Below are 14,533 nucleotides of genomic sequence, written 5' to 3'. Positions count from 1 at the left end.
TCAGGTTACGCGGAACCGGGTAGGCGACGAAGCTGTCATAGACGAGACGAGGCAGCGGCAGGCGTGCATCGATCCACTTCTCAAGGCCGGTTGATGGCTCGTAGCTGGAATGGCCACTCATAAATCAGTCCCCCTCAACCGATCTTGATTACTTTATCGGAAACGAACGAATAGGTCGGAATCGCAAGGTTCTGCGGTGCCGGACCTTTGCGAATGCGGCCGGCCGTGTCGTAGACCGAGCCATGGCAGGGACAGAACCAACCGTTGTATTCGCCGGCCTGGCCGAGCGGGACACAGCCGAGATGGGTGCAGGACCCGATCATGACGATCCAGTTTTCCTTGTCCTTGCCGGCCGAACGATCGACGCCGGTTGCCTGCGCGTCTGCCGGCAGGTTCGCGTTGCGTGCGATCGGATCCTTGAGATCTGCCAGCGCAACGTCGTCGGCGGCCTTCACTTCTTCAGGCGTACGATTGCGAATGAAGATCGGCTTGCCGCGCCACTTGGCGGTCAGCGACATGCCGGGCTCAAGGCTCGACACATCGACTTCGATCGAAGCAAGAGCCAATGTCGAAGCATCGGGGCGCATCTGATCGATAAACGGCCAGGCAACCGAAACGGCGCCCACCGCGCCTGCCATACCAGTGGTGAGATAAAGGAAATCACGACGAGTGGGCTCGCCCGTGACCTCGCCTGTCGTTTCGTGTTCGCTCACGGCTTACCATCCTCTGCGCAAATTTTGCGGAACTCCGCCCCATCCCCTCAAGGCGGCGAATCTGTCGCGACACAATTCGAACATAGATTCCCCACCAATCCGGCGCGTTCTAAGCTTGATCGCAAATTATGTCCAGCCTTGGCAAGGGCATGTGGGCACAATGTCGCGGGAATTTTGGGTTGATTTTCGAAGACAATCACATGCTTGCAACATTGCTGCGTTGCACCAAAATCAAGCCTATGCTACGCCCCGGACATATTGTTGTTCCACTCTCGGCGCGCGGCGATGAAAGACACTTTATTCTGTGTGGGAAGTGTCCTCGTATCGCTGCTGCTTGCAACAATATCTCTGCGATACGTCACGCATACGTGGCTGCTTGCCTTCGTATACAGTTTCCAGGCTCATTTTGCGCTCGCCGCAGTGCTGGCAACGCTTGTGCTGCTGGCAATCAAGCGACACTGGTTTGCCTATCTCCTGCTCGCCGTCGGCGTCTTCCTGCTCGGCCATGGACTGTTCATGCTGAAGGCCTTCGAAGCCGCACCGGCATCAGCCGCAACGCAGCCCGTCCTGCGCCTCATGTCCTTCAACATCATGAACGACAATCTCGGGAACGGGGCTCGGATCGCCGACGCGGTGATCGCCTCGGATGCCGACATCGTCAACATTCTCGAAGCAGAACCCCTGCGTCCTGAAATCGCGCGCCTTTCACAGGCGTATCCCTATCGCATCGGGTGCGGCACCGACACGGATGGCTGCGACACGCTGGTCCTTTCCAAGCGACCGTTCCTCACGCAATCCGTCAGCAGCATCGGCGATCTCTGGCCAAATCGGCTAATCCAGACGGCGATCGACGTCGACGGCACAAAGATCAATTTCGCCTCGGTTCACCTGGCAAAACCCTATTTCGATGATTTTCAGCTCGATGAACTCACCGATCTGCGCAAGATCGTCGCCGAGACCGACGGGCCGCTTCTGCTGGCGGGCGACTTCAACTCGGCGATAATCGATCCGCATATCCAGAGGTTCATGCGTGCGACAGGCTTCAACACGGTCTTTCCGGAGCCCGCCACTTGGCCTATCCGGGCAGGCGCCGTCGGCATCGCCATCGATCACGTCCTTGCCCGTCCACCGCTGCGGCTGACATCGGTCACGCGGATGGATGACAGCATCGGCTCAAATCACTTTGGCCTCATGGCCGAGATTGCCATCGAGCGCTGACGGACTTTTTGCGTCCTCGTAATCGGCGGCCAGGAAGCCTCCCGACTGGCGCGCCCAGAGTTCCGCATAAAGACCGCCCTGCTGAAGCAGCGCCTCGTGAGTTCCTTCCTCGATGATCCTGCCCTTGTCGACGACGATCAGGCGGTCCAGGGCGGCAATCGTCGAAAGCCGATGCGCGATCGCAAGCACGGTCTTGCCCTCCATGATCCCATGGAGATTGGACTGGATCGCTTCTTCCACTTCGGAGTCCAGCGCCGAAGTCGCCTCGTCGAGAACGAGGATCGGCGCATCCTTGAGCATGACGCGGGCAATTGCGATCCGCTGGCGCTGCCCACCGGAGAGCTTGACACCGCGCTCGCCGACATGAGCGTCGAAGCCCTTGCGTCCCTGCTGGTCCTGAAGGTTTTCGATGAAACCGAGCGCTTCCGCCCGGCGCGCTGCGTCGATGAGACGAGCCTCGCCGGCATCGGGCCGTCCAAACAGGATGTTGTCCCGAACCGACCGGTGCAGCAGCGAGGTATCCTGGCTGACAACGCCGATCTGCATGCGCAGTGACTCCTGCTTGACGTCGGCAATGTCCTGGCCGTCGATCAGGATGCGCCCACCCTCGAGATCGTAGAGGCGCAGCATCAGGTTCACGAGCGTCGACTTGCCGGCGCCGGATCGTCCCACGATGCCGACCTTTTCGCCCGGCCGGATGGTCAGCGAAAAATCGTCGATCACACCGCTGGTCCTGCCATAATGGAAGGTAACATTCTCGAAGCGGATGCCCGGATGCGCGATGACGAGATCGGGGGCATCCGGCTTGTCGACCAGCCCGAGAGGCTTGGAGATGAGCTCAGCCGAGTTCTGGATGGTTCCGAGATTGCGCATGATGCCGTTGAACTGCGTCATCAGTCGCCCCAGAAGGAAATTCAACCGCAGCACCAGCGCCAGCGAGAAGGCCACGGCACCGGAGCTGATGAGCCCTTGCAGCCACAGATGGACGCTGAGCCCGGCCATCATAACGATCATCAGGCCGGAGAGCAGCGCCATGGAGGCACGCACGCCGGTGATGAAGCGTGTGAAGCGCAGCACGGTTTCCTGGTAGAAATCGAAGCCCTGCCGCATGTAGCGGTCGGTCTCTTCGTCCCTTGCAAACAGCTTCAGCGTCTGGATGTTGCTGTAGGCATCGACCATCCGGCCGTTGAGCATCGATGCGGCCTCCGCGGTTTCACGCGAGTGATAGCGGATGCGGGGAACGAAATAGCGCGCCAGCAGCCCAAAGGCGAAAAGCCACCCCAACACCACGACGGCAAGCGAGAGATCGAGCCGGGCAACGAGCACCAGCGTGGTCGCCGCATAGATGCCGACGAACCAAACGCTCTCCATCAATGACGTCACGAGGTCGCCCGTCGCCTGCCCTGCTGACCAGACCTTGGTGACGATCCGCCCGGAAAAGTCGCTTTGAAAGAAGGAGAGCGACTGGCGCGAGACGTGCAGATAGGATTGCCAACGCGCGAGATTGTAGAAGCCCGGAGTAATCACCTGTTGATCGACAAGCGCAATCAGCAGCGCCACCACGAAGCGGACGATGCCGATGAGGATCAGCATGCCGAACAGTTCCGCGCCATGCGCCTGGAGAAGTCCGCTCCAGCCGGCGGCGGGCGTGATGCTCGCCAGAATGTCGACCACCCGCCCTACGAACCAGAAAAGCGCCGCCTCGATCGCGGCCGACATGCCGCCGAGAACCAGCATGGCGATGAACGGTGCCTTCGCCTGGCCGATATAGAAAGAGATGAATCCGAGAGTCGAGCGCGGCGGCTGTATATTGTCGCGCGGCCGGAACGGATCAATCCAATTTTCGAAAGTACTAAAGATTCGATTTAACAGCATAATTGCGATATAGGCATATATGCCGGAACGGGAAAGGAATGCTCCCGCCGGACAACCTTATATTTTGGTAATGATCGGTAACATCAACGGCATCGCCGTTGAATGAAGTATAACTCGCCACAATCTCGGCATACTGTAGAGTTTCACGGGAGACTGCCGCGATGCAAACGAAGACGCTTACGTCGAGTATTCCGTTACCTCTGGCGGAAAAACTGGACGCCATGATTGAACAGCTTCACCTGCCGTACGATCAGATCGTTACGGAGGCAATTACCGCTTGGATTGACCGCGAGGAAGAACGACGCCTCGCCGCACTACGTGCACTCGCCTCGACCAACAGCATGGCGGTTGAGGGACACCGCGTCATCGACTGGGCTGACAGCCTTTCAGCTGACGGGCACTGAACGCACCACACTATAAAAAGGCGCCCTCCCGATATCCCAGGGAGGGCGCCTTGTTTTTATTCCGCCGCTTCTTCGGCGTCTTCGTGATCGGCAAGAAAGCCGCCGGACTGCCGGTTCCAGAGATCGGCATAAATGCCCCCCTGGTGAACAAGCTCGACGTGCGAGCCCGCCTCGACGATCCGACCCTTGTCGAGCACGATCAGGCGGTCCATTTCCGTCAGCGTCGACAGCCGGTGGGCGATCGCGATCACCGTCTTGCCCTGCATCAGCGCGAACAGGTTTTCCTGGATCGCGGCTTCGACTTCGGAATCGAGCGCCGAGGTCGCCTCGTCCAGCACCAGGATCGGCGCGTCCTTCAGGAAAACGCGGGCGATGGCGATACGCTGGCGCTGACCGCCCGAAAGCTTGACGCCGCGCTCGCCGACCTGCGCATCCAGCGCCTTGCGCCCCTGCATGTCCACCAGGGTCTCGATGAAATCCCAGGCATTGGCACGCTTGGCAGCCTCGATGACCTCGGCATCCGTGGCATCCGGACGACCGTAGGCGATGTTGTCGCGGATGGAACGATGCAGCAGCGAGGTATCCTGCGTCACCACGCCGATCAGTTCGCGCAGGCTCTCCTGCGAGACATGCGCGATATCCTGCCCGTCGATGGTGATGCGCCCGGCTTCCAGATCATAGAAGCGCAGAAGCAGGTTCATCAGCGTGGTCTTGCCGGCGCCGGAGCGACCGACGAGACCCACCTTCTCGCCCGCCTTGATGTCGAGCGACAGGTTTTCGATGATGCCCTTGCCCTTGCCATAGTGGAAACCGATCCGATCGTAATGGATCGCTCCCCGCTTGGCACTCAGCTGCGGCGCACCGGGCTTGTCGACGATGTCGTGGCTCTTCGTCATCATCTCCATGCCGTCATAGACGGTACCGATGTTTTCGAAGAGCGCCGAGACTTCCCACATGATCCACTGCGACATGCCGTTGACGCGCATCGCAAGACCGATCGCAATGGCGATCGCCCCGACCGAAATCCCGCCGTTCAGCCAGAACCAGATCGACAGCCCGGAGATGACGAAGAGCGCCACGCAGTTGTTAATATAGACCGCCGCGTGGAACATCGTGACCTTGCGCATCTGCTGATACACGGTCTGCAGGAATTCGTTCATGCCCTCCTTGGCATAGGTCTCTTCCCTGCCCGCATGCGAGAACAACTTCACCGTCGCGATGTTGGTGTAGCTGTCGACGACGCGGCCGGTCATCATCGAACGCGCATCGGCCTGCGTGGCGGCGATCTTGCGAAGCCGCGGCACGAAGTAGGATACGATACCGATGTAGATGCCGAGCCACGCCAGGATCGGGATCATCAATCGCCAGTCGGCCGCCGCGATCACCACGATCATGGAGATGAAGTAGGTGACGACGTAAACGAAAACGTCGAGGATCTTCATCACCGTCTCGCGAACGGCAAGCGACGTCTGCATCACCTTCGTTGCAACGCGTCCCGCGAACTCGTTGGCAAAGAAGGTCATGCTGTGGCGCATCAGGAAGCGGTGCATCTGCCAGCGCGCGATCATCGGGTAGTTGCCGAGCAGGACCTGATGCATGATCAAGGAGTCCAGCACAGCCGCCACCGGCAAACCGATGAGGATCAGCGCGCCCATCCAGACGAGCCGGTGTCCCTCGCTCTGGAGGAACGTCGCGGGGTCGGCATGCGTCAGCCAGTCGACGATGTTGCCGAGGAACTGGAAGAGCGCCACTTCGCCGATGGCAATCAGCATCGTCAGCACGGCCATCATGCCGAGCCATGGGGCCGCCGGCTTGGTATAGTGCCAGCAGAAGGCGTAGAGCCCCTTCGGAGGAACCTTGGGATCCTCGCTCGGAAAGGGATTGAGTCTCTGTTCGAACCAGCCAAACATAAAAAATGCTCCGAAACTTCAGCGTCCCGGCCCAGAGCCCGCGCAAGGACGCGCTGAAGGCTCATATGGGAACCGGACGTTCAAGGGGCGAGGCCACAACAGCCGCGCAATGGATCAGAAAAGGAAAATCAGGAAAGAAAGGGCACTTAGGAGTGCCGGATCGTCAGTCGCGGGGTCACGGGCGAGAGGCGCGTGCATCGCATTGTAATCATCATAGCCTCCCTGCTGACGATTGAAGATATGCACCGATAGCGCGAAATCACCGAGAATTCCAGCCCTTTACGACGCCAAAATTGAAGGTTTCGGGGTTAAAGACAGGCTGTTGCACGAAAATCGCAGTTGAAATACCAGTTTCGCAACAAAATCGAACAAGACGGCATACACGATGACAGACCTCAGACTTGCGCTCTACCAGCCCGATATTCCAGGAAATACCGGCACGATCCTGCGTCTTGCCGCATGCCTCGGTTTTGCCGTCGACATCATCGAGCCGGCCGGCTTCGACATTTCGGACCGCAACCTCAAACGCGCCGGCATGGACTACATCGCAACCGCCGCCCTCACCCACCATGTCTCCTGGAGCCATTTCGAAACCTGGCTGCAATCCAGCGGGCGCCGGCTGGTGCTGGCCTCAACGAAGGCTTCCGGGCGCTACACCGATTTCGCCTTCCGTTCTGATGATGTTCTTCTCTTCGGCCGAGAAAGCGCCGGCGTCCCCGATCAGGTCCACGACAGGGCGGATGCCCGGATATTGGTGCCGATGGTCGAGGGCCAGCGCTCGATCAATGTCGCCGTTTCGGCCGCGATGATCGTCGGAGAGGCAATGCGGCAAACCGTCTGGGGTTGACCTTCCGCCGCATCTCCACAAATGCCGGTTAGGCTCCACAATATGTCGCGCATGGCGTTGTGAATTCGCCAGACGGGCGTATAGTTTTTAGCCGAGCAATCAAATAAAACGGCGCAACGACGCAATTTCAATAACTTGGCTATGCCATAGATTCGCCTCAGCGCAGGATAGCCGGCAGGCAGGGAAACGAAAAGACGGCATGGAATCGACAATCGTCATGATCAATCTGTTCGGCGCCGTGGCATTGCTGCTGTTCGGCCTCGCGCAGGTGAAGGATGGCGTTTCCCGGGCCTTTGGGGCGCGGCTGAGGACCGGGCTTGCCTCCGGCACGCGCAGCGGACTTCGCTCGTTCCTGTCCGGCTTCGTGGCGACCGTGGCCCTGCAGAGCTCCACCGCAACCGCGCTGATGGTGGCCTCCTTCGTCGAGCGTGAACTGGTCAAGCCGCGCATGGCCCAGATCGTGCTGCTCGGCGCCAATGTCGGGACGGCCGTGACGGCCTGGATCGTGGCAACAGGCATCGAGTGGCTGTCGCCGCTCGTCATCCTCGCCGGCATCGTACTCTACCGCAGCGGCTCGACGGCCCGCCAGGGCGGCGGCACGGCGCTGATCGGGATCGGGCTGATGCTGCTGTCCTTGCACCTGCTCAGCAGCGCAACCGAGCCGATGCGCCAGTCGCCGGCGCTGGCGGCCTTCATCGGGCTGCTCGACAATGCCTGGCCGGTGGCCCTGGCGTTTGCCGCCGGCGTTGCCTTCGTGTCGTCCTCCAGCCTGGCGGCGGTCGTGCTTATCCTGTCGCTGGCCTCGACCGGCATCCTGTCGGCCGGGCTGATCATCGTGCTGGTGCTCGGCGCCAATCTCGGCGGCGCCATCCCGCCGGTCATCGCGTCGCTCTCAGGCCCGGCGTCCGCCAAGCGGGTGACGCTCGGCAACCTGATCGTTCGGGCAATCGGCTGCCTGATCGCCCTGCCGTTGGCTGGCTATGGCGCCGATCTGTTGGGCATGCTGCCGCTGAACCCCGCGAAGCTGCCGGTCGATGTTCACCTTGCCTTCAATTTGCTCCTGGCAGCACTTGCCTGGCCGTTCTCCCGCATCCTGTCTCGGCTGATGCTGCGGCTCGTTCCCGAGGACGCGGCACCGGACACCGGCCCGAAATATCTCGACCTCCACGAACTTTCGACGCCAGTCGTTGCCCTTGCCAGCGCCACCCGCGAGGTGCTCGGCGTCGGCGACCTGATCGAGCGGATGCTGCTGCGTGCCGCCACCGCCTTCGAGAAGAACGATCTGTCCAAGCTCGCCGAAATCCCGGCGCTGGAAAAACGCGTCGACAGCCTGCAGCAGGAGGTGAAGATCTACCTGTCCAAGCTCGGCCGCGGCGGCTTGAGCGAGGAAGACGGCAGGCGCTCGATCGTGATCATCGACTATGCGATCAACCTCGAGCATATCGGCGACATCATCGAAAAGGGCCTGCTGCCGCAGGTCGGCAAGAAGGTCTCGCTCGGCCTCAAGTTCTCAGACGACGGCTATGCCGAGCTGACCAAGCTCTTCCACCTGACGATCGACAACCTGCGCATCGCCCAGACGATCTTCGTCACCCGCGACTTCAATCTCGCAAAGCAGATCATGGAGGTGAAGGTCGAGGTTCGCCGCATGGAGAAGCAATCGTCCGAGCGCCACCTCGAGCGCCTGCGCGACGGTCGCGCCGACAGCCTGCAGACCAGCTCCCTGCATCTGGACATGCTGCGCGACCTCAAGCGCATCAACGCCCACATCGTCTCCGTCGCACACCCCATCCTCGACGAAAGCGGCCTGCTTATCGAAAGCCGCGTCCGCAAGGCGGCGGAATAGCTCTGATTAATCGGCGGATGGCAGGCGGCGCATTGTAAACTCGATCTGATCGCCGTCGAGCTGGCGCCAGCTCTCCACTTCGGTCCAGTAGGCGGCTTTCGGATATTCGTCGAACCATTCGCGCGCCTTGGCCCGGGCGTCGAGCAGAGCGAGACAATAGGTCTGCCGCACGAAGCGGTCGTTTTTCCGGGGCGTACCCTCGGCCCGATGAGTTGCAATCCTGCGCTTCAAGCCGTCAAAGGACGGAGGTCCTGGGATCTTCGTCATAAACCTTACCTCTACAGGAAAAGGTAATATCGAAAGTCGCTTTTTGCGAGTCGAATCTGAAGCAGGCTCAGACCGCGGCCGCTGTTGGCGATAACCCTGCGCAACTGCTATCAGGGGCGATAATGACGAAAGTACGAGTCGCGTCGGATGACGCACGCTCACCGGAGACGAGACGACATGGAAAGACCGGAACTGCCGATCGGGCTGCCCGAAGACATAGAAGACAAGAAGACCGCGGCCCGGACATGGTTCGAAGGTCTCCGGGATGCGATCTGCGCCTCTTTCGAAACGCTGGAAGATGAACTGGAAGGCCCGCTGTCGGACCGCCAGCCGGGACGTTTCGTCGCCAAGGACTGGCAGCGCGAAAACGGCGCCGGCGGTGGCGGCCGGATGTCGATGATGGAAGGCCGCGTCTTCGAAAAGGTCGGCGTGCATACGTCTACCGTCTTCGGCGAGTTCGCACCCGACCTTCGCGCCCAGATGCCTGGCGCCAAGGACGACCCGCGCTTTTGGGCATCCGGCATTTCGCTGATCGCCCATCCGGTCAACCCGAATGTTCCGGCCGTCCATATGAATACGCGCATGGTGGTCACTTCAAGTCGCTGGTTCGGTGGCGGCGCGGACCTCACCCCTGTTCTCGACCGGCGCCGAACGCAGGATGATGAGGATAGCAGGCTCTTCCACAAGGCGATGGAAATCGCCTGTCGCAGCCACTCCACTGTCGCCGACTATGCTGCCTACAAGACATGGTGCGACGAGTATTTCTTCCTGAAGCATCGCAACGAGCCCCGCGGCATCGGCGGCATCTTCTACGACTGGCTCCATTCGAGCGACGAAGCCGGAGGATGGGATGCCGATTTCGCCTTCACCCGCGACGTCGGTCGCGCCTTCTCCATGGTTTATCCACGGATTGTTCGCTCGAACTTCAATAAACAGTGGACAGACCAGGATCGTGAAGAACAATTGATTCGCCGTGGGCGCTATGTTGAGTTCAATCTCCTCTACGATCGTGGGACGATCTTCGGCCTGAAAACGGGCGGGAACGTGGAGTCCATCCTCTCATCCCTGCCCCCGACGGTTCGCTGGCCGTGATAGCGGAGGAGTGATCGAAAAAAGCGTTGAGAGGCTTTCAATTCTGCACATGGAATACTAATTTCAGAGGTGTTCGTACGTAACAATCGGAGGAGGATTGTCATGACGATACAGAGTGGATCGCCGGCATCGGCGGATGTCCAGGAGACATCCCGTCCAATCGGTGCACCGGAGTTCCTGCAGAGGCTTGCCGAAGAGCTGAGAGCAAAAAGCGGCTCCGACCTGCCCCTTTCCTGCTATATCGAACAGGTAAAGCTTCAACTGGCCGGAGGCAGGTCTCCGGAGGAGCTGGCGGGCTTGGTACGAGGACAGAATAACACCGCCAACAACGCCTGCTATCGCGCCTGGGCAATGCCCGAATAGCGCCGTCATCAAACCGGCCGGTGCGGCACCGGCCGGAACCTTCTCACCACTTCGAACATTCACCCATGGCGCGACAGCGTCATGAACTCGTTGAATTCAGGCAGGAGGAAGGAATGAGACTTTTCGAATGTGGAACGCTCGTACCGGGTTGCAACTGGCATACCCGGGCCAATGATGATGCGGAAGTTGTCCGCCGCGCGGTCGAACACATGAAATCGGCACACGGCGAAACCATCATCCGCGAAAACATGGTCGACAACATCAAGGCGCGCATCCGCAACGAAGCGACGGCCGCCTGATTTACTTTACCAGTTGAGAAAGCCGGGCGAGCAGCGCCGCCCGGTCAGGAGCAAAATTCTCCTCGATCCACTGGTTTTCAAGGAGAGATAGGGTCTCGCCGACCCGCTTGCCTGCGGGAATTCCGGCGCCAAGCATGTCGCTTCCGCTCAGCGGAAAGGCTGGCTTCTCCCACCGCATGGCATGTTCCAGCAGCTTCCCGAGCCGCGCCGACCGTGCCATCTCGTTCATATCGCCTTCGACCTTGCCCCGGGCAACCGCCAGAGCCAGCTTCAGCCGGGTCGTTATCCCCTCGGCACCGTTGCGATAAAGCAGCCGGTCGAATGCCGCGGATGATATGTCGTCGCTGGGAGGCGTGACGCTCGACCAACGCTTGAAAAACTCCGCTTCGGCCCGCGAAAACTTCAGCCGGACAGCCATCTTCTCCAGCCGCTCGCCATCCGGCGGAACGATCGCCGCGAGCCGCAGCAGCGGATCAGGCTTCCATCCAAGTGCCTTTTCCGTCGTAATCAGCGATGGGATCGCATCGATGCCCCACTTTTCCGTCTCCGGCAGGATTTCCGTGAGCACCGCCACTTGGCGCATCCACAACAGCGCCCGTCCCGGATCCTCCGCGGCCAGAAGCTTCCGCATCTCCGACCAGATCCGTTCGGCGGAGAGCGTCTTGAGCTTCGAACGCGCGGCCGCGCAAGCGCGCAACCCGTCGGCATCAGGCCTCCCCGAGCCGTAATAGGCAAAGAAGCGGAAGAAGCGCAGGATCCTGAGATAATCCTCGGCAATCCGCGTCGCCGCATCGCCGATGAAGCGGATGTTGCGACGCTCGATGTCGGCAAGCCCGCCGACGAGATCGATCACGTCTCCCTTTTCATCGACGTAAAGGGCATTGATCGTCAGATCCCGCCTGTCGGCGTCCGTCTGCCAATCCGTGCTGAACGCAACCTTCGCCCGACGACCGTCCGTCTCCATGTCGGCCCTGAGCGTCGTCACCTCGAACGGCTTGCCGCCGATCACCAGCGTCACAGTTCCATGGTCGACACCCGTCGGAACAGCCTTGATTCCGGCCGCCTGCGCACGCTGGATGACCGTGTCCGGCGTCAACGTCGTTGCAACGTCGATATCGCTGACGGGCATCCCCATCAGGCTGTTGCGAACCGCCCCGCCGACAACCCGGCCCTCGCCACTATCCGCGTTCAGGAGTGCAAGAACGCGCCCGAGCGCCGGGTCCTTGAACCATGCCTCGTGAGCAAGGTTGGTCATGCATAAAGCCTTTCATAGAGCGTGCGAACAATGCCCGCGGTGATGCCCCAAATCGTGCGCGTTTCATAGGGCATGCTGTAGAAATGCCGATCGAGACCATCGACCGCCCGTCTGTTGCGGTTGTGGTTGGAAGGGTTCATCAGGAAGGACAGCGGCACCTCGAAGACATCAGCGACCTCATCGGGATTGAGCTTGAGCTCGAAGCCGCGATTGACGACGGCGAGGATCGGGGTGATCCGGAATCCTGTCGATGCCAGATAGTTGGGCAGCCGCCCCACCGTTTCGATGAAGGAACTCGCAAGCCCGATTTCCTCCTCGGCTTCCCTGATAGCAGCGTCCTCCGGCGTCTCCTCGGCGCCATCGATCTTGCCGCCCGGAAAGGCGATCTGCCCAGAGTGTTCGCGCAACGTCGAGGTGCGCTGCGTGAAGATCACGCGGGCATCGTCACCGTAGTCGACTACTGGCACCAGAACGGCGGCATCCCGCAGCTTGAACGTCTCGACCTTCGCAACGATATCGGGATTGAGAATATGGTCGCCGTGGTCACGCCAGGAGAGCTCGACCGGCCCACCGCTTTGATGAAGCGCGCGACGGCGAAATTCTGAAGCGGAATAGAGAGCGCTGCGATTGCTCAACAGATCGGTCATCGGGATAGCAGGTCCAGTTCGTCGGCAGGCATGACGGTGAAGATCTCTCCGCCGGCGCGCACGCTAAACATCGCTACACCATCGACATCGCAAATTTCGCCAAGTTCGATGAGTTCGTACATGACGGCGCGAGAAACCAGAGCCTCGAGCCGGCCGCGCACATGCAGATAAGGTTTCAGCTCCTTGTTGTCGCCCTGGATCACGAAGCGGAGCGGATGCTCCGTTCCCGCCTCGACGACGTCGCCGACATTGGTGCGAAAGGTCAGCTGCCGTTCGCCGTCCTCGCCCGAGGCATTCATCTCCACCGCGACGAAGGGCGCATCGGCGATCCTGATGCCGACTTTTTCCACAGGAGTTACGAGGTAAGTCCTTCCATCGTCATCTTTTCTCAGCACCGTCGAAAACAGTCGCACCAGCGGTGCCCGACCGATCGGGGTACCCATGTAGAACCACGTACCGTCCGCGCGGATTTCCATATCGATATCGCCGCAGAAGGGCGGATTCCAACGGTCAACGGGGGGAAGACCGCGCTTCCCGCTGCCGGTATCGCCCGCGGCGCGCGCGATCAACGCGGCCAAATCCGCTGCATCCGTCGTCGCCTTGATATCCTCGGCTGCCATTCTTCCGTCCCGGTTTACGCTTAACCCAGTATCGTCACGAGATAGTCATTCGAAACGAACTTGTCAGCCCGCAACATCTTCATAACTCTATCGGGTATGAGGCACACGTGTAAGTCCGCCGATTCGCGACGAATGATGTCAGCCGCTGGAGATGCCTGATGGGTATGATGAAGACTGAAGCCCCCCTCGATGAAAAGGCGATCGTCGCCGCAGCAGAGAAAGCGCTTGCCGATATCGCCGCCGTCCGGGCAGAGGTCTCCAAGGTGATCTTCGGCCAGGAGAGCGTTGTCGAGAATACGCTCCTCGCCGTCCTTTCCGGCGGCCATGCACTTCTGGTCGGCGTGCCGGGCCTGGCAAAGACCAAGCTCGTCACGACGCTTGGCGAGGTGCTCGGCCTCGGCGCAAACCGCATCCAGTTCACCCCCGACCTGATGCCCTCGGATATTCTCGGTTCCGAGGTGATGGACCAGGATGACAGCGGCCGCCGCTCCTTCCGCTTCGTCAAGGGACCGGTCTTCGCCCAGTTGCTGATGGCAGACGAAATCAACCGTGCCTCGCCGCGCACGCAGTCGGCCCTGCTGCAGTCGATGCAGGAGTACCACATCACGGTTGCCGGCCAGCGCTACGACCTGCCGACGCCGTTCCATGTGCTGGCGACGCAGAACCCGCTGGAGCAGGAAGGCACCTACCCGCTGCCCGAAGCCCAGCTCGACCGCTTCCTGCTGCAGGTCGACGTTCACTATCCCGAGCTTGCCGCCGAGCGACAGATCCTGCTCGAGACGACCGGTCTCAGCGAGACGAAGCCGGAAACCGTGCTGAGCGCCGAGCGTCTGATCGAGATCCAGACCCTGATCCGCCAGATGCCGGTGAGCGACAAGGTGGTCGATGCCATCCTGGCGCTCGTTCGCTCGGCACGTCCCGGCCAGGGCAACGCCTCGACCGACAAGAATGTCGCCTGGGGCCCCGGCCCGCGTGCCGGCCAGGCGATGATGCTGTGCGCCCGCGCCCGCGCGCTCTACGAGGGCCGCCTCGCGCCGTCGCTCGACGATGTCCACGCGCTCGCCGAGCCGATCTTGCAGCACCGCATGGCGCTGACCTTCGCGGCTCGCGCGGAGGGCATGTCCGTTCGCGATGTCATCGGTGGATTGGTCAAGCAGGCCAAGGGATAAGGAAGCCT

The 14,533-nt window shown here is 60.8% G+C and carries 15 protein-coding genes; 8 read left to right on the top strand and 7 right to left on the bottom strand.

The genetic code is table 11. From position 1 onward, the window contains the following. Positions 1 to 134: 134 nt before the first annotated feature. Complete coding sequence (gene petA, locus A6U87_RS09175) at positions 135 to 713, bottom strand: ubiquinol-cytochrome c reductase iron-sulfur subunit (RefSeq protein ID WP_065690948.1); 579 nt, start codon at positions 711 to 713, stop codon at positions 135 to 137. 285 nt (positions 714 to 998) lie between these two features. Between petA and A6U87_RS09170 the strand changes: the two genes are divergently transcribed. Beyond that, on the top strand, positions 999 to 1,931 hold the full coding sequence (locus A6U87_RS09170) for an endonuclease/exonuclease/phosphatase family protein (RefSeq protein ID WP_065690947.1): 933 nt from the start codon (positions 999 to 1,001) through the stop codon (positions 1,929 to 1,931). Here A6U87_RS09170 and A6U87_RS09165 read toward each other — a convergent pair. After that, positions 1,887 to 3,806 (bottom strand): ABC transporter ATP-binding protein, encoded by a 1,920-nt coding sequence (locus tag A6U87_RS09165; protein ID WP_065690946.1) that lies wholly within the window; start codon positions 3,804 to 3,806, stop codon positions 1,887 to 1,889. The genes A6U87_RS09170 and A6U87_RS09165 overlap by 45 nt on opposite strands. A 161-nt stretch (positions 3,807 to 3,967) precedes the next feature. On the opposite strand from A6U87_RS09165, the gene A6U87_RS09160 reads away from it, so the two are divergent. Then, entirely contained in the window at positions 3,968 to 4,210 is a 243-nt protein-coding gene (locus A6U87_RS09160) for a hypothetical protein (RefSeq protein ID WP_065690945.1), read from the top strand. A 56-nt stretch (positions 4,211 to 4,266) separates the two neighbouring features. Here A6U87_RS09160 and A6U87_RS09155 read toward each other — a convergent pair whose 3' ends face one another. Next, positions 4,267 to 6,120, bottom strand: coding sequence for an ABC transporter ATP-binding protein (locus tag A6U87_RS09155; RefSeq protein ID WP_065690944.1), 1,854 nt, complete (start codon positions 6,118 to 6,120; stop codon positions 4,267 to 4,269). Positions 6,121 to 6,505: 385 nt separating this feature from the next. Between A6U87_RS09155 and A6U87_RS09150 the strand changes: the two genes are divergently transcribed. Together A6U87_RS09150 and A6U87_RS09145 are read left to right on the top strand one after the other, a co-directional pair. Continuing rightward, the gene (locus A6U87_RS09150; protein ID WP_065690943.1) at positions 6,506 to 6,967 is read left to right on the top strand and encodes a tRNA (cytidine(34)-2'-O)-methyltransferase; all 462 of its coding nucleotides are present in this window, start codon (positions 6,506 to 6,508) and stop codon (positions 6,965 to 6,967) included. A gap of 199 nt (positions 6,968 to 7,166) precedes the next feature. Then, positions 7,167 to 8,813, top strand: coding sequence for a Na/Pi cotransporter family protein (locus A6U87_RS09145; protein ID WP_065690942.1), 1,647 nt, complete (start codon positions 7,167 to 7,169; stop codon positions 8,811 to 8,813). Positions 8,814 to 8,819: 6 nt separating this feature from the next. On the opposite strand, the gene A6U87_RS09140 is transcribed toward A6U87_RS09145, so the two are convergent. Then, entirely contained in the window at positions 8,820 to 9,080 is a 261-nt protein-coding gene (locus A6U87_RS09140) for a hypothetical protein (RefSeq protein WP_037058665.1), read from the bottom strand. Positions 9,081 to 9,257: 177 nt separating this feature from the next. Here A6U87_RS09140 and hemF point away from each other — a divergent pair, with 177 nt between their 5' ends. The 3 genes from hemF to A6U87_RS09125 all read left to right on the top strand — a co-directional run bounded on the left by hemF (position 9,258) and on the right by A6U87_RS09125 (position 10,834). Next, complete coding sequence (hemF, locus tag A6U87_RS09135) at positions 9,258 to 10,172, top strand: oxygen-dependent coproporphyrinogen oxidase (protein ID WP_065690941.1); 915 nt, start codon at positions 9,258 to 9,260, stop codon at positions 10,170 to 10,172. 102 nt (positions 10,173 to 10,274) lie between these two features. Next, positions 10,275 to 10,535, top strand: coding sequence for a hypothetical protein (locus A6U87_RS09130; protein WP_065690940.1), 261 nt, complete (start codon positions 10,275 to 10,277; stop codon positions 10,533 to 10,535). Positions 10,536 to 10,648: 113 nt separating this feature from the next. Further along, positions 10,649 to 10,834, top strand: coding sequence for a DUF1059 domain-containing protein (locus A6U87_RS09125; RefSeq protein ID WP_065690939.1), 186 nt, complete (start codon positions 10,649 to 10,651; stop codon positions 10,832 to 10,834). Position 10,835: 1 nt separating this feature from the next. On the opposite strand, the gene A6U87_RS09120 is transcribed toward A6U87_RS09125, so the two are convergent. The 3 genes from A6U87_RS09120 to A6U87_RS09110 are packed head-to-tail and all read right to left on the bottom strand — an operon-like array spanning position 10,836 to position 13,356. Then, positions 10,836 to 12,089, bottom strand: a complete 1,254-nt coding sequence (locus tag A6U87_RS09120; protein WP_065690938.1) for a CCA tRNA nucleotidyltransferase — start codon at positions 12,087 to 12,089, stop codon at positions 10,836 to 10,838. Continuing rightward, positions 12,086 to 12,736, bottom strand: a complete 651-nt coding sequence (locus tag A6U87_RS09115) for a CoA pyrophosphatase (RefSeq protein ID WP_065690937.1) — start codon at positions 12,734 to 12,736, stop codon at positions 12,086 to 12,088. Before A6U87_RS09115 ends, A6U87_RS09120 begins: the two co-directional genes overlap by 4 nt. Continuing rightward, positions 12,733 to 13,356 carry a DUF1285 domain-containing protein gene (locus A6U87_RS09110; protein WP_065690936.1) on the bottom strand — a complete coding sequence of 208 codons (624 nt, stop codon included), beginning with the start codon at positions 13,354 to 13,356 and terminating at the stop codon, positions 12,733 to 12,735. Before A6U87_RS09110 ends, A6U87_RS09115 begins: the two co-directional genes overlap by 4 nt. A gap of 158 nt (positions 13,357 to 13,514) precedes the next feature. Between A6U87_RS09110 and A6U87_RS09105 the strand changes: the two genes are divergently transcribed. Next, a complete protein-coding gene (locus A6U87_RS09105; RefSeq protein ID WP_065690935.1) occupies positions 13,515 to 14,525 on the top strand; it encodes a MoxR family ATPase in 1,011 nt (336 codons plus the stop codon). Positions 14,526 to 14,533: the final 8 nt, after the last annotated feature.

It is taken from the genome of Rhizobium sp. AC44/96 (assembly GCF_001692185.1).
GTDB lineage: Bacteria > Pseudomonadota > Alphaproteobacteria > Rhizobiales > Rhizobiaceae > Rhizobium.
This window is presented reverse-complemented; position numbering and strand designations above follow the sequence as displayed.

Bases quoted from the DNA above. Each gene is read 5' to 3' on its own strand.
- A6U87_RS09170 (WP_065690947.1), top strand. From the start codon at position 999: ATGAAAGACACTTTATTCTGTGTGGGAAGTGTCCTCGTATCGCTGCTG.
- A6U87_RS09165 (WP_065690946.1), bottom strand. From the start codon at position 3,806: ATGCTGTTAAATCGAATCTTTAGTACTTTCGAAAATTGGATTGATCCG.
- A6U87_RS09160 (WP_065690945.1), top strand. From the start codon at position 3,968: ATGCAAACGAAGACGCTTACGTCGAGTATTCCGTTACCTCTGGCGGAA.
- A6U87_RS09155 (WP_065690944.1), bottom strand. From the start codon at position 6,120: ATGTTTGGCTGGTTCGAACAGAGACTCAATCCCTTTCCGAGCGAGGAT.
- A6U87_RS09150 (WP_065690943.1), top strand. From the start codon at position 6,506: ATGACAGACCTCAGACTTGCGCTCTACCAGCCCGATATTCCAGGAAAT.
- A6U87_RS09145 (WP_065690942.1), top strand. From the start codon at position 7,167: ATGGAATCGACAATCGTCATGATCAATCTGTTCGGCGCCGTGGCATTG.
- A6U87_RS09140 (WP_037058665.1), bottom strand. From the start codon at position 9,080: ATGACGAAGATCCCAGGACCTCCGTCCTTTGACGGCTTGAAGCGCAGG.
- hemF (WP_065690941.1), top strand. From the start codon at position 9,258: ATGGAAAGACCGGAACTGCCGATCGGGCTGCCCGAAGACATAGAAGAC.
- A6U87_RS09130 (WP_065690940.1), top strand. From the start codon at position 10,275: ATGACGATACAGAGTGGATCGCCGGCATCGGCGGATGTCCAGGAGACA.
- A6U87_RS09125 (WP_065690939.1), top strand. From the start codon at position 10,649: ATGAGACTTTTCGAATGTGGAACGCTCGTACCGGGTTGCAACTGGCAT.
- A6U87_RS09120 (WP_065690938.1), bottom strand. From the start codon at position 12,089: ATGACCAACCTTGCTCACGAGGCATGGTTCAAGGACCCGGCGCTCGGG.
- A6U87_RS09115 (WP_065690937.1), bottom strand. From the start codon at position 12,736: ATGACCGATCTGTTGAGCAATCGCAGCGCTCTCTATTCCGCTTCAGAA.
- A6U87_RS09110 (WP_065690936.1), bottom strand. From the start codon at position 13,356: ATGGCAGCCGAGGATATCAAGGCGACGACGGATGCAGCGGATTTGGCC.
- A6U87_RS09105 (WP_065690935.1), top strand. From the start codon at position 13,515: ATGGGTATGATGAAGACTGAAGCCCCCCTCGATGAAAAGGCGATCGTC.